Consider the following 21,008-nt stretch of genomic DNA (forward strand, 5'->3'; position numbering starts at 1 on the left):
CATCAGCTCCGCGTCCATGCAGCATGCACGGCCCCAGTCGCCGTATCCGGCTTCGCCGCTCCGATGAAGATCACGACCAGGCCATGAGAGTCGCGCCGGGGATCATAGAAATCGAGCAGGCCGGGATGGAGGCGCTGGATGAAATGCGGTTGCCGGCCGCTCCGGCGCAGCAGGTGGTCAATGACGACCTGATCGCCATGCACGGCGTTCGGCACAGGGCCGCAGGACCCCGGGCTCATCCAGCGGTCGGAGTCGGCCGCGAAGGTCGTGTAGAGCGATGCGAGCTCGTCCCCGGACCAGCGCAGCAACGCACTGGAGAGGCGACCCGAGTGGAAATAGTCCTCCATTGCGGCGAAGCCGGGCTCGGCCAGGGCATCGGCCGGGCCGGTCAGCACCGTATCGAGGTCGCACAGGAGGGTCGGACCTGTACTGAGACCGGGCCGGAACGCCTCCATCTTCGCCCACCAGGCCGACCAAGCGTGCCGGAGCGGGATCGTCTCCACGCCCTGGACGGCCACGGGCATGTCCGTAAGACAGACGATTCGTTCGAAGGCCGGGGCATGGCGGCGGATGCCGCCTGCGAGACGGGCGACCCAGGTGGCGTCGTAGCGCCCGCCGCCCTTCAGGACGGTGATCAGCGTGGTCATGACGTTATTGCTCGGCCGGAGAGGGGCGGATGCACACGGATGCGTCCGGCCGCCTCGGCGTCGGCGAACCATGCGCGCTCGGCCGCCCAGGGATGACCGGGCCAGCCGTCGAACCCGAAGCCAAAGGCCTGCGCCGGTCTGGCACTCGCCGGGCGGCCAAGTAGCAGCGCGAGCGTCACGAGGAAGCCGGTGCTCGGGTTCGGGCATCCCGCCGTGCGGGGGGTGAGCTGGGTGTGAGCCTGCTGCTGCAGCGTCTCGGAAAGGAGGAGAACCGGGCGGCCCAGCGGTTGCAGCAGCGCTAGAAGCTCGCGGGTCCAGCAGATCGGCTCAGGGACGTTGTGCTCCGCCGGCAGCATCGGGAAGGGCAGGATGAAGGCCTGCGCGGCGCGGACCACCGGACGCTGGAGGAAGTTCCGGTCCGCCAGCCATTCCCGCGTCTGGCCGCCACGGTTGACCAGTGCGAGATGCGTGATGTGGTGGCCGGCGGCGGCGCCGAAACCGGGCGCATTGTTGAAGCGGACCACGCTGTCCGCCGCATCGATCGCGAGTCCCCATGCACCCGTGCTGGGCGCGTTGCCCACGATGGCGAGGGACCCGTCGGCGGGCAGGCCGGCGCGTCCGGCGGAGAGGGGGTCGACGTCTGGGTGCACGTGCGGCAGGGGTTATGGGAACCGCGAAGGTAAGGCGCGGGCCGGACGCATCCAGGCCTCTCCTGCCTGATCGCGGGTGCGGGAGAGCGGATCATGCGGCGGTGTTTCGTCTGTGCGGCCGCCACGATCGGGCCGAGTGACCGGACCCTGTCCTATCCGGATGGTGAGCGCCGCGCCTTCCCGCTGGCCTGCAACGCCTGCGGGGTCCTGCTCGTGGGGAATGGGGATGCGAAGGCGTGCCGCGCGCATCTGGCCCGAAGCCTCGCCGGTCCCGTCTTCGCGCCGGACCGGGAAGCGCCCTACGGCCTCGACCTTTACACCCTACGTAGCGCCGCGACCCGTTGGCGGCTCGGCGCCTGTCCCCGCGACGAGGCCGGCCGCGCGGAACTCCGGCACCCCCACGGTACCCGGGCGGCCGAAGCTGAGCTGTTCGCCCTTGAAGCCGCCGACGGACGCCCGGTGTCCCTTGGCCTTATCTGCCGTCCGGCGGACCGGGACGCGGTCCTGGCCTCGCTGCCGGTGCAGGCTGATTGGACGGACGACGTCGTGATCCTGATCGACGGGCCGGCGCTGGCGGCGGAGTCGGTCATGGTCGCGGGCTTCGCCCCGGGGGCGGTGCGCGTGGCCGGCCGACCCCTGAACGGGGATTTCGCCGCGCAGCGCAATGCCCTCCAGGGCCTCGCCCGCCACGGCTGGATGCTGCAGCTCGACGCCGACGAGACGCTTGAGCCGGCGACCGGCCGCTTGCTGCCCCCCTTGGCGGCCCTCGCCGAGGCGGAAGGCGTGGTCTCCGTTGGCCTCGCCCGGGCGAACCGGGTCGACGGTGTCCTCTCGGACGTCTTCCCGGATGTCCAGTATCGGTTGAATCGCACCAGTCTGCTGTACGCCGGTCGCGTCCACGAGCGCCCTGTTCTCGACGGCGGCTGGCCGGGGAGTCTCATCGCCCTGCACGGTTGGATCGAGCACCGCCTCAGTTCGGCCCATGTGCGGGCACGTTCGCGACGCTACGAGGCGCTCGATCCCGGTCGCGGACGTCTGGAGGAGGAGGCCGCGCTGCTGCGTCCCTACACAGACTGACGGGTCGGAGCAGGCCGGATCCGCGGCGGCTGCACGATTAGCCGCCGCGCGCCGCCGCGATCGCCCGTTCGTAGAGCGCCAGGGTCTCGCGCCCGAGGCTCGCCCGGCTGAAGCGCCCGGCCGCCGCCAGGGCGCGGGCGCGATAGGCGCGGCGCAGGTCCGGATCGGTGAGGAGCGGGCGCAGGGCATCGGCGAGGGCCGGTCCGGTCGCTGCCGAGGCCAAGGGACCGGCGCCGGGCGCGCCGACGAAGGCGCGGGCGCTCGCATCCTCGGCGCAGGCCACGACCGGTCGGCCGTAGGCGAGCGCCTCCTGGTAGACGAGTCCGAAGCTCTCGTAGCGCGAGGGCGCGAGCACCGCATGGGCCTCGGCATAGGCCTCTGACAGCGATCGGCCGTCGATCCGACCCCTAGCCTGTATGTGCCGCCGCGCAGCCTCGGGCAGATCGGCCGGGAGATCGTCTGGCGGGACCCCGACGAGGTCGAGCCGAAAGGCGGGCAGCGTGCCCTGCGCATGCTCGTCACCGAGGATCGCGGCCGCGCAGAGAAGGGCGCCGAACCCTTTCCGCGCCTCCGCCCGACCGACGAAGAGCAGGCGGACCGGTTCCGCCGTCTGGGGATAGGCGGCGCCGCGAGCGGCAGCGTCGACTTCGGGGGGAAGGCTGAGACCGATCACCGCTTCGGGCTGCCGTCCGGTCAGCCCATAGGCCCGAGCGATCACCGCGCCGTGCGCCGCGGTGTTGGCGATGAGCCCGGCGCTTGCCGCGGCCTGTCGGCGCTCCAGGCCGTCGGCCATCCAGCCATCGAGGCGGCTCCGCAAGCTGGCGGCCGGGTCGCGTGTGAAGGTCGCCGGCGTCGAGCTGCGGGTCACCAGCGGCAGGTCTCGACGGCCGGCCAGCAACGCGGCCGGCGCGTACCAGTTCGTCGCCTCGACGACGTCGAACGGCGCCTCGTCGTGGGCGGCGAGGACGGCGAGCCGGAAGGCGAGCGGCGCGGCGAGATGACCGGCCGAGCCCCAGAGGCGCAGGCGCGCTAGTGGACTTCCGGGTGTCAGGGCGAGGCCCGACACCGCGACGCCGCCCGTCCGTTCATGTCCGGTCCGGTCGAGGGTGAAGACCGTCACCTCTGCGCCGGCCTCCGCAAGGCTCTCGGCGATCTCCCGGGCCGCGGTCGACAGGCCGCTCGGGGATGGCGGGTAGTCCCAGGTCAAAAGGGCTGTGCGCATCAGGCGGCGAGCAGGCGCTGGTAGAGGGCCAGGTAATCCCGCGCCATGCGCTCGGCGGTGAACCGTTCCTCGAATCGGCGGCGGACTGTTGCGCGGTCGAGCTGCCCGATCCGGGCGAGGGCTGCGATTGCCTCGGCCTCGCTGGAGACGATGAAGCCCGTGACCCCGTCCTCGACGATCTCGGGAACCGAGCCGCGGTCCCAGGCGACCACGGGGGTCCCGCAGGCCATCGCCTCGATCATCACGAGTCCGAAGGGCTCGGGCCAGTCGATCGGGAAGAGGAGCGCCCGGGCGCCGCCCAGAAGCTCGCCCTTCTGATGGTCGTCCACGGGTCCGAGATAGGTCGCGTCGGCGCTCAGCAGGGGGCGTACGCAGCGGTCGAAATAATCCGGGTTGCCGACATCGATCGTGCCGCCGAGCCGGATCGGCAGGCCGGCGGCACGGGCGACGCGGATCGCCACGTCGGGCCGCTTCTGGTCGGTCATGCGACCTACGAAGGCCACATGGTCGTCGGGCACGGCGCACAACTCGTAGCGCGTTCGGTCGATGCCGTGATGCACGATGCCGGCCCGGTTCGCAGCCGGAACACCAGCCGCCTGCGCGGCCGAAATCGCCGCCACGGGAAGGTCGGGGAAGCCCTGAAAGAAAAGCGCCCGGTCGAGTTCGTCCACCCGCCAGTGGATGGTGGTCAGGCTGTGCGGGCGACGCGCGCCCAGGAAAGCCGCATGCGCGAATTCGCCATGGCAATGAATGATGTCGAACGCGTCTAGCCGCTGGCGAAGGGCCTCCAGCTGCAAGGCGTCCAGGGCGGCCGGTACCCCGGGTGCGACGCGCCCGTATTGCTGTTCCAGAGCCGCAAGGCTCGGATAGTCGCCGACGCGCGGCAAGTCTGTCGCACTGTCCGAAGAAGCAAACAATGTTAGTTCCACGCCCAAGCTTCGTAGCGCCGTGCTGAGATCGTGCACAACCCGCTCGGTGCCGCCGTGATGGCCTGGGGGAACGGGAAAAATGTTCGGAGCGACCTGCGCGACGCGAAGCACGGCAACCTCTTTACATATGTTAAGCCGGGGCGCGGCGATCGCTTTACATAAATTGAATATCCAGGGCCACTCGAGAGCCGCAGCGTACGCCTGATGTTCGTCCTGCATATCGCCCTGCAGGGCTGCCTGCGCGGCGACGGCGTCATTTACGGCCTCACCTCCGACACCGGTGGCCATATCCGCTACCTGCTCGATCTGGTTTCAGCCTCGGTGCAGGACCGCGATCTTACTCGGATCGTGGTGGCGACCCGTCTGTTTCGCGGCTCCCTCGGCGCGGCCTACGCCGTGCCCGAAGAGCCGATCGCCGACAAGGTCACGCTCGTGCGGCTCGCGAGCGCGTCCCCGGACTACCGCGCTAAGGAGGCGATGCACGCCGAGGTCGCGTCCTTCGCAGAAAATCTCATCACCTGGATCACCGCCCAGGACCGGCCGCCGGATCTCATTCACGCGCATTACGCGGACGCGGCGACAGTGGCCGCCCTGGTGGAGGATCGCCTTGGCATCCCCTTCGTGTTCACGGCCCATTCCCTCGGACGCGTGAAGGCGACGATGCTGGGCGCGGTCCCTGTCCAGCCCGATCTCGCGCGCCGAATCGCCGCCGAGGAGGAGGCGCTAGCGCGGGCCCAGCTCGTGATCGCCTCCTCGCGGGACGAGGCCGAGGTGCAGTACGCCGGCTATGCGGCCTACGATCCCGGGCGCGTCCGCGTCCTACCGCCGGGAAGCGACCTCGCGCGCTTCGCCGCGGCCAAGCCGCATCCCCGGGTCGACGCCGCGATCGACCGCTTCCTGAACGATCCGGACAAGCCGGCGATCCTGGCACTCGCCCGGCCGGTGGCGCGCAAGAATCTCGCGGCGCTGGTGCGCGCCTACGGCGAGAGTCGTGCGCTCCAGGCCCGCGCCAATCTCGTGATCGTCGCCGGGACTCGCGACGACATCGATACCCTCGACGGCGACATGGCCGCGACCATGCGCGACCTCCTCGTCCTGATCGATCGCTACGACCTGTACGGGCGCGTCGCCTACCCGAAGACACACCGTCCGGAGGACGTGCCGGCGATCTACGCCCATGCTCGGGCCCGGGGCGGCCTGTTCGTCAACCCGGCCCTCAACGAGCCCTTCGGCCTGACGCTGCTGGAGGCTTCGGCCGCCGGCCTGCCGCTGGTCGCCACCGACAGCGGCGGCCCCAACGACATCGTCGAGACCTGCGGCAACGGGCTCTTGGTCGATCCACGCGCCCACGGGGCGATCGCGGAAGCGTGCCTGCGGATCCTGGGCGATCCGGCCCTCTACGCACGCTGCGTTGCTGGCGGCGCCCGGGCGGCTGCGGCCTACGATTGGGACCGGCACGCCGCGCGCTATCACGTCCTGCTGCGCGCGCTGCTGGCCGCGGAGCCGTCCACCCAAACACCCCGGCAACTGCTCGTCTGCGACATCGACAACACACTGGTCGGCTGCGATGCAGCCATGGGGATCTTCCGCCGGTGGCGCAGCCGGCAGGCGGGGCTGGCCTTCGGCGTCGCAACCGGCCGGTCCTTCCACAGCGCGATGGCTGTGCTGGAGCAACAGGACAGCCCCCGGCCGCAGGTGATGATCACCTCGGTGGGGTCCGAAATCTACCACCTCGACGCCAACGGCGTGACCTACACGGCGGACGCCGCGTGGCGCCAGATTATCGCGCCCGGCTGGGATCGGCCCGCCGTGCGGGCGGCGCTCGACGGGCTCGACGGGCTGATCCCCCAGGGTCCTCTGGAGCAGCGGGTCCTGAAGCTGAGCTATTTCGGTGATACCGCGGCCGAACGGCGCGTCCGCGCGCGCTTGGCAGAGGCCGGTATCGCCGCGCGTGTGATCCACAGTCATGGACGGTATCTCGACGTCCTGCCCGAGGCGGCCTCGAAGGGTACTGCCGTCGACCACGTCCGGGCCCTGTACGACCTGCCGGAGCACGCCGTGTTCGTGGCCGGCGATTCCGGCAACGACATCGAGATGCTGGGCGCCCGGGTGCAGGCGATCATCGTGGCGAACTATTCTGACGACCTCGCAAGCCATGCCGCCCTGAAGCACTCCTACGTGTCCCGCCGGACCCACGCCCGGGGCATCATCGAAGGGGTCTCGCACTTCCGCCGGATGCTCGCCGATGTCGGCTGAGCACGGGGGTGGGCCGGCTCCCAGCGTCCTGACCCTGGTCCGCGGCCGGACCGACCGCCTGCGCAACCTGATGCAGGGTCTCGCCCGCCAGACGCTGCCCCCGCGCGAACTCGTCATCGCCTGGATGCAGTCGGAGCGTGCGCCGGACCTGCCCGATCCGGGCTGCCCAGTTCGGCACCTCCACGTGCCGGGCGAGCCGATGCCGCTGGCCGCCGCGCGCAACCGGGCCGCCGAGGCAGCGCGCGCTGAACTCCTCATCTTCCTCGACGTGGATTGCATCCCGTCGCCGACTCTGACGGTCGCCTATGCGCGGGCCGGCGCCACGGTGCGGGGGCTGTTCCTCGGCGAGGTTTTCTACCTTCCGCCGGGGGCGGGCGCCGGCGACTCCGAGCCGACGGTGCTGGACCGCCTCGGCCGGGCCCATCCCGCCCGGCCCGCCCTGCCCGAAACCGGCCTGCGGCCGGAGCCGGATGCCGGCCAGCTCTGGGGCTTGTCCTTCGCCCTGCCGGCCGCGGCTTGGGGCGCAGCCGGCGGCATGGACGAGGCCTTCGTGGGCTACGGCGGTGAGGAGACGGACCTCGCCGCCCGGCTCGCCGCCTCCGGGCTGCCAACCTTCTGGGTCGCGGGCGCCCGCGCCTATCACCAACACCACCCGGTCCACATCCCGCCGCTGCAGCATTTCGCGCCGATCCTCGCCAACGCGACGCGCTTCCGGGCACGACACGGGCGCTGGTGCATGACCTACTGGCTCGGCCAGTTCCGCGAGGCCGGGCTGATCGACTGGGACGCCGACGCCCCAGCGATCCGCCTGATCCGCCTGCCGACCGGACCCGAGATCGCCGCGGCCCTGCGGCCCGACGCCCTGTTCTCCTGAGATCGAGACCGAACCGTTCCCCATGAAGAAGCCGATCGCGTTCTTCGTTCATCACCAGGGCCGCGGCCATGCCAACCGCACGATGGCTGTAGCCGCCGAGTTTGCCCGTGACCGGGCCGTCTCGGTGCTGACCGCCGATCCGCACCTGTTCGACGGCTTCGGCCGCGACATCGAGATCGTGGCGCTGCCCAACATGGTCGGCGCCGCCGTGCCGACGGCGCGCCTCTACGCCGAGCCGACGCCCCAGGTGATGCACTGCGTCCCCCTGGGTCTCGACGCGATGCGCCGGACCATGCGGGCTATTCTCGACCATCTCGACGAGCGCGGAATCGGCCTGTTCGTGGTCGATGTTTCGGCGGAGATCGCGCTGCTCGCGCGCATCGCCAGCGTGCCGGCGGTGCAGATCCGCATGCACGGCGACCGTTCCGATATCGGCCATGTCGGTGCCTACGAGGCCTGCGTCGGGATGCTCGCCCCCTTCGACGAGCGCTTGGAGCAAGACGAGTACCCGGCGCACCTGCGCGCCAAGACCTTCTACAGTGGCGGCCTATGCACCAGCGTCGACCGGGTGCCTGAGCGCGCGGAGGCCCGCGCCAAGCTTGGCCTCGACCCTCAGCGCGAGATCGTCGTGGCGGTGACCGGCGGCGGCGGCAGCGGCACGCCCTACGCGCCGCTCACGGTCGCAGCCCGCGCCGAACCCGATGCCCTGTGGCTCACGCTCGGGCCGACCCATCGCGAGGGCCACGAGACCGATTTCTCCAATCTGCGCGAACTCGGCTGGGTGCCGTCGGTCACTGATTACCTCGCCGCCGCCGACATTGTGATCGCCTCGGCGGGCGACAATACGGTCCATGAGGTGGCCCGCGTCGGCGGTCGCCTGATCGTCATGCCGGAATGGCGCTACTTCGCCGAGCAGACCCGCAAGGCCGAGGCGCTGGTCCGCCTCGGGGCCGCCGTGCAAGCCCCCATCTGGCCCGGCGATCTCCAGGGTTGGCGCGACCTCCTCACCCGAGCCCGCGCCCTGGATGGGACCGCCCTGCGCGGGCTCTATGCCCCCGAAGCCGCCGCCCGCGCCGCCGGCTGGCTCGAAGAGCTGACCGACGCGCTCTGGGACCTCGGACCCGCCGGGGTCGAACCCAGCCCGCTTCAGGACATCGCGGCCGAATGAACGCCTCCCTCCCCCCGCATCGACCGGAGCCCGCCCCCCGCATGTCCACCGTCTCCGTCGTGACCCTCGCGAAGGGCCGGCCGGTCCATCTGCGCAACGTGCTCCTTGGCCTGGAGCGCCAGACGCAAGCCCCCGCCGAGTTCATCGTCGCGGTGATGCAGGACACGCCCTACGACCTGCCCGTGGTCAGCTTCCCCGTGCGCCAGATCCTTGTTCCGGGCCGTGAGCTGCCGCTGGCGACCGCGCGCAACTGCGGCGTGGCGGCGGCATCCGGCGATGCTGTGGTCTTCCTCGACGTCGATTGCATCCCGGCGCCCGAACTCGTCGCCGATTACGCGCGGGGGCTCTCCGAGCTCGACGGGTTGCTGATGGGCGAGGTGCTGCACCTGCCCGAGCGCGCCACGACGGAAGCCTGGGACTACGCCGGGCTTGACGCCGTGGCGGAGAAGCATTCCGACCGCCGGGGCCCTCCGGCTTCCGGCATAGAGATCTGTAACGATTACCGCTGCTTCTGGTCGCTCAACTTCGCGATCCGGCGGGCCACCTTCCTGGCGACTGGCGGCTTCGACGAGCGCTACACCGGCTATGGCGGCGAGGACACCGACTTCGGCAAGCTCCTCGACCGGAGCGGCATCCCGATCGCCTGGATGAAGGGCGCGCGTGCCTATCACCAGTACCACCCGCACCACATGCCGCCGGTCCATCACCTCGAGAGCGTGGTGCGCAACGCCGAGCTGTTCGAGGCCAAGTGGGGCTACCGCACGATGGGCCACTGGCTCTACGCCTTCAAGGTGATGGGCCTGATCGACGACACGCCCGACCGGCCGATCCGCATCCTGCGCCGGCCCGACGCCGCCGATCTTGCGCTGACCGGCCAGCAGGGCCACCAGCCCTACACCAACTCAGCTTCGGTGATCCGTGCCATCGAGGCCCGGGCGGGCGAGCCCGCGCCGGTGACGGCGTGAGGATCGCGCTCCTCGCTCATCTCCGCCACCCGATCGCCCCGCCCTTCGCGGGCGGCCTTGAGGCCTACACCTGGAGCCTCGCGGACGGCCTCGCCGCCCGCGGCCACGCGGTCACGCTGTTCGCTTCCGGCGACAGCGACGCGCGCTTCGCCCTGGATCCTGTGATCCCGGTCCATCACGAACGGAGCCATGCCGGCCTGGAGCACCGGGGCGATGTGGGGCTGAAGAGTCATCTCGACGGCGGCTACGCCGCCGCCTGCGACCGGATCGCGGCCGGAGGATTCGACGTGCTCCACAACAACAGCCTGAGCCGATTGCCCCTGGAGAAGCGGCGTACCGCCGCGACGCCGACCGTCACGTCGCTGCACGTGCCGCCCTACGATGCCCTCCGCTGGTTCGTGCAGGCGAGCCCCGCCCCGGGACACCGGATCACCGCGACGTCCCGGGCGCAGCTGGATGCGTGGTGGCCGGACGGAGTGCCCCCGGAGGCATCGGTGCTCCACAACGGCATCGATCCTGCCGCCTGGCCCTACCGACCGCGCGGCGACGGCAGCGCCGTCTGGTGCGCGCGCCTCACAGCGGTCAAAGGCGCGCATCACGCGATCGCGGCGGCGCGTCGGGCCGGGCTACCGCTGACCCTGTTCGGCCCGATCGAGGAGCCCGGATATTGGGAGGGGCAGGTCGCACCGTTGCTCGGAGGATCGATCCGCTACGGCGGTCAACTCAGCGGCGCGGATCTGACTGCGGAGGTCGGCCGCGCCTCCGTGTTCCTGGCCACCCCGTGCTGGGACGAGCCGTTCGGGCTGGCGGCGATTGAGGCGATGGCCTGTGGCCTGCCGGTCGCCGGCTTCGCCCGGGGCGCCGTCCCGGAGGTCGTTGGCGAAGCTGGATCCCTCGCTGCGCCGGGGGACGAGGAGAGTCTTGCCCGCGCTATCGGCGAGGCGATCGCGATCCCGCGGCCGGTCCCGCGCGGGCGTGTCCTGCGCCTGTTCACCCGCGCACGGTGGCTCGACCGATGCGAGGCGCTCTACGCGCAGGCCTGCGCCGTCGGGTGACCCCACCGCTCTTCCCGCATGGCTGCCCCTCTTGCGCCCTTCCAACACCCTCAAGTCAGAGTGACATGACTCGTCAGGACCTGATCGCCGCCCTGTGGCACGGCCGCGACCCCTTCGCGGATCCCCCGACGGACCTACGCGCCGGCGACCTTCAAGGCTGGCGCAGCATCCATCCCTACCTCGAGGAGGCGGTGATCGAGTTCCGGCCACGCGTGGTCGTCGAAATTGGGACTTGGAAGGGAGCCAGCGCGCTCTTTCTTGCGCGATCCATGGCCGAGCACAACGTCGCCGGCACCGTGATCGCGGTCGATACGTGGCTCGGAGCCGTCGATCATTGGGCGGACGAGACGCTTTTCGCGGAACTCGCCACCGAGCATGGCTATCCGAGCCTCTACCGAACTTTCCTGGCCAATGTGCTGCGCGAAGGCATGACGGACCACATCGTGCCGTTACCGCTTGACTCGGTGAATGCCGCGGAACTTCTGCGTCTGCGCGGCGTGACCGCCGATGTCATTCATCTCGATGCCGGGCACGAGGAGGCGTCCGTCGCGGCGGACCTGCGCGCCTGGTGGCCGGTCCTGCGACCTGGAGGCCTCCTGATCGCCGACGATTACGACCGCCTGGGCGGCCGCTTCCCGGGTGTGACCCGGGCGGTCGATACGTTCTGCGCCGAGGCCGGGGCGCGGGGACCGTGGTCACTGCGGGGCAAGTGCAAGTTCATCAAGCCGGATTAGGGTTAATCAAGTGCTTTGCCTATAGGCCAGCGCCTCCGTCTGCGGTAGGCCTCCCTCGACTTGGCGGCAGAGAAACCAGTCCAGAGTTGATGTCTGCTTTCGAGATGTCGGCGGCACGACCTCTTCGTCAGGACTGGGCGCCAAGCCGAATGTCCGGTTCTGCCCGGCCAGGCGATCCGGCGTGGCGTAGTCTGGCCGGAAGCAGCTGGTCCGCTTCTGAGAAGGTTTGCCGGAAAAGCGGACGGTCCTATAGCGACCCGACGCAGTCGTTCACGATCAACCCGGCTGACCCTATAAGCGGACGTAGCAGAGCCCTGGAGGCCCGCATGCTCGTCGTCCTCGGCGGACTACCCGGCACAGGCAAGACGACCCTGGGAAAGGCCCTCGCGGTCAAGCGTTCCGCTGCCTACGTCCGCGTGGACGAGATCGAGCATGCGCTGACCCACCATGCGAAGCTCGGCCCCGACATCGGTGCGATAGGTTACGTGGTTGCCTTCGCCGTTGCCGCATCGAACCTCAGGCTCGGCAGCCTCGTGATCGCCGACAGCGTCAATCCAGTCCCGGAGAGCCGAAAGGGCTGGCGAGACGTGGCGCATGGAGAGGCCGTACGCCTGCTGGAGATCGAGGTCATCTGTAGCGATGGGGTTGAGCATCGACGCCGCGTCGAGGCCAGAACCGCGGACATAGCCGGGTTTAAGAGCGCCTAACAGAACCGTTTGATCTGGTTGAGTGTGATGAGGCTGGCCGCGAGGCTGGTGAAGGCCGCGTAGATGTCGGCGCGTCGCTCGTAGCGGACCGGCAAGCGCCGGAAGCGATTGAACCAAGCGTGCGTGCGCTCCACCACCCATCGGTGCCGGCCCAGTCTCTCGCTGCTCTCGATGCTGCGGCGTGCGATGCGCGGTACAATCCCACGTGCCCGGCACTCGTGTCGGCGCGGTCGAGCGTCGTAGGCTTTGTCGGCGTGCAGTTTGTCCGGGCGGTGTCGCGGCCGGCCTCGCCGACCGTTGCGCACGGGTGGGATGGCATCGAGGGTCGGTGCCATCATCACGCTGTCGTGCCGGTTGGCCCCACTCAGGCAGACGCCGAGCGGCGTACCGCGCGCGTCGGTGACGAGGTGGCGCTTCGTGCCCGCCTTGCCCCGGTCCGTCGGGTTCGGGCCGGTGGCAGAGCCCCTTTTTTGGCCGGGACAGAGGCGCTGTCCAGGCTCGCTCGGCTCCAGTCGATCTGACCCGCCCCGTGCAGGCGCTCCAAGAGCACTTGATGCAGGCGCGCCCACACGCCGGCCGCCTGCCAGTCCCGTAAGCGGCGCCAGCAACTCATCCCGCAGCCGCAGCCGATCTCCGCTGGCAGCATCTCCCACGGAACGCCTGAGCGCAGCACGAACAGAATGCCGGTCAACGCAGCTCGGTTCTCGATCGGCCGACGGCCGCCTTTTGGACGTGGGCGGGGCGGCGGCAGAAGCGGCGCAATCTCGGTCCAGAGATCATCGGGCAGAAGCGGACGAGCCATCACCACCAACGCCCGCCCACGCAATCCGTGCCCGTTCCGTTAGGCGCTCTAAGCTTCCCTCGTGGTCGTCAGTCCTCGGACGCGATTACGTGCCGTGGACCTCGCCTAGGCTAGGTGTTTGATCCCGCGGTGTGGTGGTACGGTTGACCACCATGCTGCGAGGGATGCGCTATGGGCCAGGTTCTTCATGGAAGCGCCACCACGACGGAGGCAGTCCGTCGCGCGATCCAGCTACGTGAAGAGAGCGTAAGAGCGCTGGCCAAGCGCTACGGCGTCAGCCCGACGACGGTGCAGAAGTGGCGCAAACGGACGAGCACAGCGGATGCCCGGATGGGCCCCAAGGAACCGCGCTCCACCGTGCTCACCGTCGAGGAGGAAGCGATCATTGTCGCCTTCCGCCGGCATACCCTGCTGCCGCTTGACGACTGCCTCTATGGCTTGCAGCCGACCATCCCGCACCTGACGCGATCCTCGCTGCATCGCTGCCTGGAACGGCACTGCATCAGCCGACTACCCGAGATCGAAGGCGACAAACCCAAGAAGCAGCGCTTTGCGACCTACGCCATTGGCTACGTCCACATCGACATCGCCGAGGTGAGCACGGCCGAAGGTAAGCTCAGGCTGTTCGTAGCCATCGATCGAACCAGCAAATTTGCCTTCGTGCGGCTCGTGGAGAGCGCCGGCAAGATGGAGGCCGCCCAGTTTCTGCGCGACTTCATTGAGGCGGTGCCTTACCGCATCCACACCGTGCTCACAGATAACGGCGTTCAGTTCACATCACGTCGACAGGACATCTACGATAGTAAGCACATCTTCGACCGCGTCTGCGACGAGCACAACATCGAGCATCGGCTGACCAAGGTGAACCATCCTTGGACCAACGGGCAGGTCGAGCGGATGAACCGCACCATCAAGGATGCGACGGTCAAGCGCTACCACTACGACAGCCACGACCAGCTTCGAACGCATCTGCACCTGTTCGTCGATGCCTACAATCACGCTCGTCGGCTCAAGACCCTGCGGGGCCTGACACCCACCGAGTTCATCCTGAACGCCTGGACGAAAGAGCCCAATCGCTTCAGGATCGACCCGTCACACCTCATCCCGGGACCATACACCTAGTAGTGGATACGGCCCTTCTCACGCTGGACGAGGCGGTCGCCGCGATCGAGGCCGCGATCGACTGGTTATCCGGAGGATCGCCCCCAACCTTCTGAGCGGGCAGTCCACCTCCTACCCGATGCGGACGGGCCGCTGCCGACCCAACTCAGCCGCCTGACGCGCTATCGACGTTCCCCCGAAGCGGACGTTGGTCCGCTATCTGGCAACTTCAGCTCGGGGTGGTTTGCGGATGTTCGCGGCTGCGCCATGATCGGCGGTATGCCTGAGATTGCTCGCGCTAGGGTCGGCCTGCGTATCTTCGGGGATGCCCTCGATCCCGACGAAATCACGCGCCTGCTCGGCATCGCCCCTACAGGTTGCGCCCACAAAGGCGATACCCATCGCACGGCGTCTGGTCGCGAAGTCGTCGCCCAATCCGGTTCTTGGCGGCTCGATGCTGATCTATCCGGCAACTTCAACACGCAGATTGGCGCGCTCCTGACCAAGCTTCCGAGCGATCCGACCATCTGGCGTGAACTCACCGAGCACTACGAGTGCGATGTTTTCTGCGGGTTGTTCATGCGGGACGGTAACGAGGGAGTGGAGTTGTCGCCTGAGGTGATGTCGATGCTGGGCGTCCGTCGCCTGCGGCTTGGCCTAGACATCTACAGCGAAGCGGAATGATCAATGGCTGCTAAAGGTGGATAGCCGTCATGAGCCAATCGTTGGACGAAGCAATCCAGATGCAGGCGGTGGCGCGGCAAGAGCTTGCTGCCTCGCTCGCCCATATCCCCGGCGGTCGTGATCTGATCGAGTGGTTCGAGGGTGCGCCCGAGTTCGGGGACGCTGAAATCGTCGGCTTGCTCCTGGATCGCAAAGGTCCTAGCCGTCTGAGCATCGCGCTGGACTGCCGGGGCAAGCGTGCTGTCGTCATTTTCGAGATGGCCGCCTGGATCGACGTAGAGATGCGCGGCTTCAGTGCTCAGAACGTCATCGGCAATCTGAAGCTCCGGAGAGCCGATGAGCGCGAGATGAAGCCCTGGGAACTTGGCGTCGGATGCCAGACGGGCGAGTGGCTGATCGAACTCGGACCTTGCTTCGGCGCATACGGGACTATCCGAGCGGACATCGCGCGCATCGTTATCGATTGAGCCTGCTGCTTAGGGTGGAAAGCGCACGAGGCGATGCCCTCGCGCGCTCGTGTCAATCGACGTGGCAATTATCTCCACCATACCCTCCGCTGTTGTGAGAGCATGTATCATGAGTGGTATGGTTGGCGTAGCCGATATCTACACAACGGCCGTCAAATGCCTCTCCCCCAGGGCAATGCTTGGCATTCCTTCTCGATCTAAGCCTCAGATTTTCCAGAAGACCCCAGAACAATCCCCCGACGATCAAAACCGCGAGGGCAATGTGTGGAATATGCGTCGATGTAGCCGCGGACATTTTACGTGACCCACATCAGGTACGAATAACTTACGAGAAACTAGCATACTGATGGCAAAGGCGCATCTTGAGCTCCACGATCCCCTGGAAGTCTGGTTCGGGGGCAGCGGAACTCGGCGTTAGGACCTCCAGTGGCACTGGTAGGCTCATGAGCTACACGGTCAAGTTGGCGGTCTTCCCGCCCTGGAAAGCGCCTGTCCCTTACGAGACCCTCACCGAAGTGTTCGCCACCACGACGGGAGCCGCCGAGGCAGGTGCTCGCGCACTCGAGCCTTTCACTGAACGTGAACTGGCCGATTTGGCCTCCAGCCTAACGCCGAGATCGCAGCGCATGGGCGAGGGGTGGGTCACAGCCATCGAGGTGCCCGAAGGGTCGGTCCACGGATACCTGATCTACGACGAGACGGGCATCGAAGTGTTCAACTGGACTACACTGGATGTTGCCATCGAGCGCGCTGACAAGGGCTGATTAGGGCCAGACGCGATCCCAGTGGCTACGTCCGTTTCGATGCATCCGCCGTCCGGAAGCGGACCGGCAGAAAACCACCCCGAGCCGCCGTTCGGCTTGCGATCCATGCCAGCCATTCGCACGAACATCGGCGCTTCCCAGAAGCGGACACTCATCCGCTGCCCGTCAACTTAGGCTCGGGCTGGAAAGCAGTTTTCGAGGCGCTAGGCTGGCGGGATGGCACACATTTTCGTTCGCGTCACCGACGCGGCCGACTGGCAGGACTACCACGACATACGGCGCTCGGTGTTGTGGCAGGAGCGCGGCCTCGACGGCTACGACGAAGCCCGTCCCGAGGAGCGGCTCTCCTACCATCATCCCCTGCTGCTGAAGTACGAGGGACGAGGGATCGGTACGACGAGGCTCGATGACCTGCGCGATGGTACGGGTATCGTGCGGCTTACCGCCGTCCACGCTGCCATCCGTGGACAAGGGCACGGCCGCATCCTAGACACGATGGTCAAAGGATATGCGAGCAAGCTTGGTGTCCACACGCTGTTCGTCAACTCCGCAGCGGAGGCCGTAGGGTTCTACACGGCAACGGGCTGGGACCTCCTCATGGGTGATCGACCACGGATGCTGGAGCATACTGATGAGTGCGTGCCAATGCGGACGACCATCGTCCGCCAAGGGGCATGATCGGCGCTCGCGGCTAAGTTAGCTTCGATGCGCCCGCCCTCTAGCGGTGGACGTGCAGCAAACCACCTGGAGCGGTCCTCCCGCTCTTGACCTATGCCAGTAGTCGCGACAGTCGTCGGTGCTTACCGGAAGCAACCATCGTCGGCCATTGGCAACTTTGACTGGGTCGAAAGCGGCCCCTGCTGATTGGCGATCAGAGATTCGACAGCGTGTGTCCGCGGGCCGCCTTAATGACTTCGTGCGCGGGGACGTTGATCCAGGCGTCGCCGCTGGTGTCCGCCCCCGCTTCCAGCCAGTCGCCTACGATCCGGTAGCCGAGGGTGTAGCCGAGCCAGCACGGATACCGTCCTCCGACGCCGAAGAACCATGCGCGGTGGTCGTGCCCGTTGCTCACGAGCGTCGCGTTGTCCGGCAGGTTGGCCGCAAGCACCTCGTCGGTCACGGCGCATTCCCATGGCTCGGGCGGCGAGTTGAACAGGCGGCTGACGAACTGCCCCGCCAGGCCCTCGCTCACGAGGGCCTCGCCCAGCGTCCAGCCGTAGCCGGGACCGGCCATGCGCATGCAGTGGTGGGCCTCGTGCGCTACGGTCCGGCGCAGATCTCCATCACGCAGCGCGCGCGCGAAGTTGGGATTGTCGGGGTCGATGGTGACGGAGAATAGGCCAGGGCGCATGGCCTGTCCCGTCGTGCCCGTCTCCGGGATCACCGCGCCAGGCAAGCGTTGCACCAGGATGTCGAGCGGCGACATTGGCAGTACACCCGCCACAGCCTTTCGAGCTATCTCGACCTCCTCGACGATGGTGCTACGCCAAGGCTCCAGATCGCCGGACGCCTCAAGCCAATGTAGCCGCCAAGTCATCTATTACCTCGTCGGGCCCCATAGCCTCATCCTGCCTTAGCTGGCACGACGGGACAATTCCGCCGACGAGGCTGAAGATAGGCGAGGCGGCGATGTCCGCTTCACGCCACTGTCGCCCGAAACCGGACCGGCTGAAATCCACCCTCAGCGGACTTTGGAGATTCCGGTCCTCCAGTGATGTTGCGCCCGGTATGGCCGAAGGGCTTTCGAAAAACCAGCGACTGAACAAATCGTTAGTATAAGCACAACGGGTGCATACAGCGTTTGTCGCCAGATCGGCTGCCAATCATTCAAGTAATTAATTTTGAAATGAGAGGCTTTCCAGTTTGGATCACCCATTATGATAATATGCCAACATACAAGCGCTGCGCATATGGCACTGAATAGACCCGCATCAGCCCGTTTTAGCCGATTTAATAGACCGGGAGATTCCGGCTCAGGAAGCAATAAAGGTACGCGCTTTCCAACAACCGGGCGTCACCTGATCTTAGCAGAAAATCCACCAGGTTATCTGCTCTCCAGTCTTTGCGGACCTAGCGTCGGAAGTCATCCGGATACTCGTTGACAGCGATCATAGCGCGATCCGCGAGACCGCCCTGTGCATCCACATACTGGTGACCCGTTGCTGACGGGAGCAAGGGCTTGATCAGGCCGAGACAATCCTCCAAGACATCCGGCGAGCAAACCCATTCAAGGGCGTCTTCGACCCTGAAATTCGTGACATCCAATCGCCCCGACCTACCCGCACCTGCAAAGCACTGAGACCTTGACCGCCCTCGATTTCAAAGATGTGACGATCATCCCGGCGGAGTTCCGACAGACCATCACGCAGACGTGCCATGTCTGAGTTATCCCCCCAGACCAGGAGGGTGTTGGACCCCTTGAAATTGGGTAAGAAGGCGGCGCGGAGCATGGCCTACGTTAGGGCCATGAATGCCTGCAAACCACCCAATTCGGTCTTAGATCGCCGCAGATCGAACTGCCGCGGAGCGGACCTTCCGAGGGTCCCAGAAGGGTCGTGAGCGGGCACGGAGGCGATGTCCGCTTCTATCGATTACTCCCCGAAAGCAGACCGGCGGAAAACCACCCATTTGAGACGTTCGTCCGGGCAGTGGGCTGCGGCAGGTGCTGGCCGAAACCTGCCAGTCCGCTTCGGAGCGGGCAAAGCAGTGAAGCGGACTTTCTGCGGGGCTCAGATGAATGCCTCAGAATCCCCCGGCCTTTCCGCTCAAAGCTTCTGGGGTCTCGGCGACTCACAAGGCAGTGTCCTGCTTGAGCTTCGAAAGGCTTCTGCGCCGGTTCCGGCGGCGCGCGCGTCGACGATGGTCGCTGCGTGTATTGCGGCGAGCGCGGAAGTGGGTACCGGAAGATGTACCGCGAGGTATCCTGGGGGCTGTCGAGGAAGCGCTGTGTGTGAGGGGCCATGAACATCAAGCTGATGACCGCCTGCGTTGGACTATCGTTTTTTCAGGGCACACCGGAACAGCAACAAGCCTGCACACCAGACGCCATGAGCCTGTGTCAGAACTACATTCCCGATGCCGGGCGGGTTAGAGCCTGCCTCTTGAGCAGGAGGGCGAGCTTGAGCCCAGCCTGCCGTGCGGCGATAGCGACCGGTGAGCCTTAGAGCGCCTAACGGAACGGGCACGGATTGCGTGGGCGGGCGTTGGTGGTGATGGCTCGTCCGCTTCTGCCCGATGATCTCTGGACCGAGATTGCGCCGCTTCTGCCGCCGCCCCGCCCACGTCCAAAAGGCGGCCGTCGGCCGATCGAGAACCGAGCTGCGTTGACCGGCATTCTGTTCGTGCTGCGCTCAGGCGTTCCGTGGGAGATGCTGCCAGCGGAGATCGGCTGCGGCTGCGGGATGAGTTGCTGGCGCCGCTTACGGGACTGGCAGGCGGCCGGCGTGTGGGCGCGCCTGCATCAAGTGCTCTTGGAGCGCCTGCACGGGGCGGGTCAGATCGACTGGAGCCGAGCGAGCCTGGACAGCGCCTCTGTCCCGGCCAAAAAAGGGGCTCTGCCACCGGCCCGAACCCGACGGACCGGGGCAAGGCGGGCACGAAGCGCCACCTCGTCACCGACGCGCGCGGTACGCCGCTCGGCGTCTGCCTGAGTGGGGCCAACCGGCACGACAGCGTGATGATGGCACCGACCCTCGATGCCATCCCACCCGTGCGCAACGGTCGGCGAGGCCGGCCGCGACACCGCCCGGACAAACTGCACGCCGACAAAGCCTACGACGCTCGACCGCGCCGACACGAGTGCCGGGCACGTGGGATTGTACCGCGCATCGCACGCCGCAGCATCGAGAGCAGCGAGAGACTGGGCCGGCACCGATGGGTGGTGGAGCGCACGCACGCTTGGTTCAATCGCTTCCAGCGCTTGCCGGTCCGCTACGAGCGACGCGCCGACATCTACGCGGCCTTCACCAGCCTCGCGGCCAGCCTCATCACACTCAACCAGATCAAACGGTTCTGTTAGGCGCTCTTAATCTAGGTTATGGCGTAGCTTGCGTCGGTTCGGCGCTTGAACAGAAAGGGCGCCATGACCTCTTCTGTCACGGCAGGATCGCCGAGCTACTCAGGGTGGCCGGTGGATCCCGGAGCGGACGGGACGCCGCCCCCAATTGCCTTACACCGCCCTGGAGTCTGGCCGGCCATTCACGCCACGCTTCTTGAACTCGGCGCTGATCCGGACGTCCTCCTTGCCGAGCTCGGGCTCGATCCCCGTCTTTTCGACCGCGGCAAGCTCGTCCCTCCGAGCGCGTGGCGGCGCGAGAACCAATCATCGTGCATAGCTCGGCTCCCGACTCCCTGAGCGAGCCGGAAAAGCCAAACTCATCATCCCGAGCAAGCTGACCTGCAGGGCAGTCAAAGGGGCCGAATTACTACCGGAGAAGATCTCGATGAGAACCGCGCGTATCACGGGATTTGCGGCGCTCGGGCTATGCCTCGCTCTTTTGGCCGAAGCGCCCGATGCGTGGGCGGCTCAAGCTGGTCTGTCGGGTTACCAGGGCGCCTGGGTCTTGGAGGGACGCGACTGCTCAGATGTCTATGCCTCTGACAGAAAGGCGACGGCGTTCAAGAAGCCGGTCGATATTTTCGCGCCGGCATTCATCGTCTCCGGCAAGCGCCTGAGAACCCCGATGGCATCGTGCCAGATCAAATCGGTCCGGCCATCTGGGGACCGTCAACTTCTTCTCCTCGACTGCACGAATGCCGTGGCTGGTAACGAGGTCAGGGTTCTGATGGCGCCTGGAAGTACGGTCCTGAAGCGCTACTACAATGATCAGGACACGACAGGGGTAGGCTACCAGCGCTGCTCGCGATGAGGCGCGAGAACTCAGGTGCGGCACCTCCGATTTCGTTG

The 21,008-nt window shown here is 67.1% G+C and carries 21 protein-coding genes; 15 read left to right on the forward strand and 6 right to left on the reverse strand.

All coding sequences use genetic code 11. From position 1 onward, the window contains the following. Positions 1-2: 2 nt before the first annotated feature. Both AC3WSN_RS10750 and AC3WSN_RS10755 read right to left on the reverse strand, forming a co-directional pair. On the reverse strand, positions 3-647 hold the full coding sequence (locus AC3WSN_RS10750) for a hypothetical protein (RefSeq protein ID WP_492537885.1): 645 nt from the start codon (positions 645-647) through the stop codon (positions 3-5). Further along, positions 644-1,297: a glycosyltransferase family 29 protein gene (locus AC3WSN_RS10755; protein ID WP_492537887.1), complete on the reverse strand. Its 654-nt coding sequence runs from the start codon at positions 1,295-1,297 to the stop codon at positions 644-646. The genes AC3WSN_RS10750 and AC3WSN_RS10755 overlap by 4 nt, the downstream gene beginning before the upstream one ends. Before the next feature lie 93 nt (positions 1,298-1,390). Between AC3WSN_RS10755 and AC3WSN_RS10760 the strand changes: the two genes are divergently transcribed. After that, positions 1,391-2,374: a glycosyltransferase family protein gene (locus tag AC3WSN_RS10760; RefSeq protein ID WP_492537889.1), complete on the forward strand. Its 984-nt coding sequence runs from the start codon at positions 1,391-1,393 to the stop codon at positions 2,372-2,374. Between the two features lie 37 nt (positions 2,375-2,411). Here the strand turns inward: AC3WSN_RS10760 and AC3WSN_RS10765 are convergent, their stop codons facing one another. Next, positions 2,412-3,596, reverse strand: a complete 1,185-nt coding sequence (locus AC3WSN_RS10765; protein ID WP_492537891.1) for a glycosyltransferase family 4 protein — start codon at positions 3,594-3,596, stop codon at positions 2,412-2,414. Then, positions 3,596-4,636, reverse strand: a complete 1,041-nt coding sequence (locus AC3WSN_RS10770; protein ID WP_492543066.1) for a glycosyltransferase family 4 protein — start codon at positions 4,634-4,636, stop codon at positions 3,596-3,598. Before AC3WSN_RS10770 ends, AC3WSN_RS10765 begins: the two co-directional genes overlap by 1 nt. A gap of 93 nt (positions 4,637-4,729) precedes the next feature. Here AC3WSN_RS10770 and AC3WSN_RS10775 point away from each other — a divergent pair, with 93 nt between their 5' ends. The 7 genes from AC3WSN_RS10775 to AC3WSN_RS10805 all read left to right on the forward strand — a co-directional run bounded on the left by AC3WSN_RS10775 (position 4,730) and on the right by AC3WSN_RS10805 (position 12,284). After that, entirely contained in the window at positions 4,730-6,781 is a 2,052-nt protein-coding gene (locus AC3WSN_RS10775) for an HAD-IIB family hydrolase (protein WP_492537893.1), read from the forward strand. Then, on the forward strand, positions 6,771-7,655 hold the full coding sequence (locus AC3WSN_RS10780; RefSeq protein WP_492537897.1) for a glycosyltransferase family 2 protein: 885 nt from the start codon (positions 6,771-6,773) through the stop codon (positions 7,653-7,655). The genes AC3WSN_RS10775 and AC3WSN_RS10780 overlap by 11 nt, the downstream gene beginning before the upstream one ends. A 22-nt stretch (positions 7,656-7,677) precedes the next feature. Beyond that, the gene (locus AC3WSN_RS10785; protein WP_492537899.1) at positions 7,678-8,823 is read left to right on the forward strand and encodes a glycosyltransferase; all 1,146 of its coding nucleotides are present in this window, start codon (positions 7,678-7,680) and stop codon (positions 8,821-8,823) included. Between the two features lie 41 nt (positions 8,824-8,864). After that, positions 8,865-9,788 carry a galactosyltransferase-related protein gene (locus tag AC3WSN_RS10790; protein ID WP_492537901.1) on the forward strand — a complete coding sequence of 308 codons (924 nt, stop codon included), beginning with the start codon at positions 8,865-8,867 and terminating at the stop codon, positions 9,786-9,788. Then, entirely contained in the window at positions 9,785-10,843 is a 1,059-nt protein-coding gene (locus AC3WSN_RS10795) for a glycosyltransferase (RefSeq protein WP_492537903.1), read from the forward strand. The genes AC3WSN_RS10790 and AC3WSN_RS10795 overlap by 4 nt, the downstream gene beginning before the upstream one ends. Before the next feature lie 65 nt (positions 10,844-10,908). Beyond that, the gene (locus tag AC3WSN_RS10800) at positions 10,909-11,577 is read left to right on the forward strand and encodes a class I SAM-dependent methyltransferase (RefSeq protein WP_192710924.1); all 669 of its coding nucleotides are present in this window, start codon (positions 10,909-10,911) and stop codon (positions 11,575-11,577) included. A 326-nt stretch (positions 11,578-11,903) separates the two neighbouring features. Further along, on the forward strand, positions 11,904-12,284 hold the full coding sequence (locus tag AC3WSN_RS10805; RefSeq protein WP_492537905.1) for a P-loop nucleotide/nucleoside kinase family protein: 381 nt from the start codon (positions 11,904-11,906) through the stop codon (positions 12,282-12,284). Here AC3WSN_RS10805 and AC3WSN_RS10810 read toward each other — a convergent pair. Further along, positions 12,281-13,086, reverse strand: a protein-coding gene (locus AC3WSN_RS10810) for an IS5 family transposase (protein ID WP_492537907.1) whose coding sequence is annotated in 2 segments (ribosomal slippage) — positions 12,281-12,756 and positions 12,756-13,086 — 807 coding nt in all. Because the reading frame shifts where the segments join, the coding sequence is not laid out codon by codon here. The two genes, AC3WSN_RS10805 and AC3WSN_RS10810, sit on opposite strands and share 4 nt — an antisense overlap. A 171-nt stretch (positions 13,087-13,257) precedes the next feature. Here AC3WSN_RS10810 and AC3WSN_RS10815 point away from each other — a divergent pair. The 5 genes from AC3WSN_RS10815 (at position 13,258) to AC3WSN_RS10835 (ending at position 16,780) form a co-directional block, all read left to right on the forward strand. Then, positions 13,258-14,208 (forward strand): IS481 family transposase, encoded by a 951-nt coding sequence (locus tag AC3WSN_RS10815; RefSeq protein WP_373622127.1) that lies wholly within the window; start codon positions 13,258-13,260, stop codon positions 14,206-14,208. 246 nt (positions 14,209-14,454) lie between these two features. Further along, positions 14,455-14,871 carry a DUF4279 domain-containing protein gene (locus AC3WSN_RS10820; protein ID WP_492537909.1) on the forward strand — a complete coding sequence of 139 codons (417 nt, stop codon included), beginning with the start codon at positions 14,455-14,457 and terminating at the stop codon, positions 14,869-14,871. Between the two features lie 29 nt (positions 14,872-14,900). Beyond that, entirely contained in the window at positions 14,901-15,338 is a 438-nt protein-coding gene (locus AC3WSN_RS10825; RefSeq protein WP_492537911.1) for a hypothetical protein, read from the forward strand. 443 nt (positions 15,339-15,781) lie between these two features. Further along, positions 15,782-16,102, forward strand: coding sequence for a hypothetical protein (locus AC3WSN_RS10830; RefSeq protein ID WP_492537913.1), 321 nt, complete (start codon positions 15,782-15,784; stop codon positions 16,100-16,102). A 216-nt stretch (positions 16,103-16,318) separates the two neighbouring features. Next, positions 16,319-16,780: a GNAT family N-acetyltransferase gene (locus AC3WSN_RS10835; protein WP_492537915.1), complete on the forward strand. Its 462-nt coding sequence runs from the start codon at positions 16,319-16,321 to the stop codon at positions 16,778-16,780. Positions 16,781-16,973: 193 nt separating this feature from the next. On the opposite strand, the gene AC3WSN_RS10840 is transcribed toward AC3WSN_RS10835, so the two are convergent. Continuing rightward, the gene (locus tag AC3WSN_RS10840; RefSeq protein ID WP_492537917.1) at positions 16,974-17,528 is read right to left on the reverse strand and encodes a DUF2268 domain-containing putative Zn-dependent protease; all 555 of its coding nucleotides are present in this window, start codon (positions 17,526-17,528) and stop codon (positions 16,974-16,976) included. 1,786 nt (positions 17,529-19,314) lie between these two features. Between AC3WSN_RS10840 and AC3WSN_RS10845 the strand changes: the two genes are divergently transcribed. After that, a protein-coding gene (locus AC3WSN_RS10845) for an IS5 family transposase (RefSeq protein WP_492543068.1) occupies positions 19,315-20,120 on the forward strand; the annotation gives its coding sequence in 2 pieces (ribosomal slippage) (positions 19,315-19,645 and positions 19,645-20,120; 807 coding nt in all). A 424-nt stretch (positions 20,121-20,544) separates the two neighbouring features. Further along, entirely contained in the window at positions 20,545-20,970 is a 426-nt protein-coding gene (locus tag AC3WSN_RS10850; RefSeq protein ID WP_492537919.1) for a hypothetical protein, read from the forward strand. Positions 20,971-21,008 lie beyond the last annotated feature (38 nt).

The organism is Methylobacterium sp. FW102-HT35C08, assembly GCF_058790235.1.

Excerpts from the sequence above, each read along its gene's own strand:
- AC3WSN_RS10805 (WP_492537905.1), top strand. The coding sequence starts at position 11,904 with ATGCTCGTCGTCCTCGGCGGACTACCCGGCACAGGCAAGACGACCCTG.
- AC3WSN_RS10800 (WP_192710924.1), top strand. The coding sequence starts at position 10,909 with ATGACTCGTCAGGACCTGATCGCCGCCCTGTGGCACGGCCGCGACCCC.
- AC3WSN_RS10820 (WP_492537909.1), top strand. The coding sequence starts at position 14,455 with ATGATCGGCGGTATGCCTGAGATTGCTCGCGCTAGGGTCGGCCTGCGT.
- AC3WSN_RS10760 (WP_492537889.1), top strand. The coding sequence starts at position 1,391 with ATGCGGCGGTGTTTCGTCTGTGCGGCCGCCACGATCGGGCCGAGTGAC.
- AC3WSN_RS10785 (WP_492537899.1), top strand. The coding sequence starts at position 7,678 with ATGAAGAAGCCGATCGCGTTCTTCGTTCATCACCAGGGCCGCGGCCAT.
- AC3WSN_RS10775 (WP_492537893.1), top strand. The coding sequence starts at position 4,730 with ATGTTCGTCCTGCATATCGCCCTGCAGGGCTGCCTGCGCGGCGACGGC.
- AC3WSN_RS10780 (WP_492537897.1), top strand. The coding sequence starts at position 6,771 with ATGTCGGCTGAGCACGGGGGTGGGCCGGCTCCCAGCGTCCTGACCCTG.
- AC3WSN_RS10840 (WP_492537917.1), bottom strand. The coding sequence starts at position 17,528 with ATGTCGCCGCTCGACATCCTGGTGCAACGCTTGCCTGGCGCGGTGATC.
- AC3WSN_RS10830 (WP_492537913.1), top strand. The coding sequence starts at position 15,782 with ATGAGCTACACGGTCAAGTTGGCGGTCTTCCCGCCCTGGAAAGCGCCT.
- AC3WSN_RS10835 (WP_492537915.1), top strand. The coding sequence starts at position 16,319 with ATGGCACACATTTTCGTTCGCGTCACCGACGCGGCCGACTGGCAGGAC.
- AC3WSN_RS10750 (WP_492537885.1), bottom strand. The coding sequence starts at position 647 with ATGACCACGCTGATCACCGTCCTGAAGGGCGGCGGGCGCTACGACGCC.
- AC3WSN_RS10815 (WP_373622127.1), top strand. The coding sequence starts at position 13,258 with ATGGGCCAGGTTCTTCATGGAAGCGCCACCACGACGGAGGCAGTCCGT.
- AC3WSN_RS10850 (WP_492537919.1), top strand. The coding sequence starts at position 20,545 with ATGAGAACCGCGCGTATCACGGGATTTGCGGCGCTCGGGCTATGCCTC.
- AC3WSN_RS10790 (WP_492537901.1), top strand. The coding sequence starts at position 8,865 with ATGTCCACCGTCTCCGTCGTGACCCTCGCGAAGGGCCGGCCGGTCCAT.
- AC3WSN_RS10825 (WP_492537911.1), top strand. The coding sequence starts at position 14,901 with ATGAGCCAATCGTTGGACGAAGCAATCCAGATGCAGGCGGTGGCGCGG.
- AC3WSN_RS10765 (WP_492537891.1), bottom strand. The coding sequence starts at position 3,596 with ATGCGCACAGCCCTTTTGACCTGGGACTACCCGCCATCCCCGAGCGGC.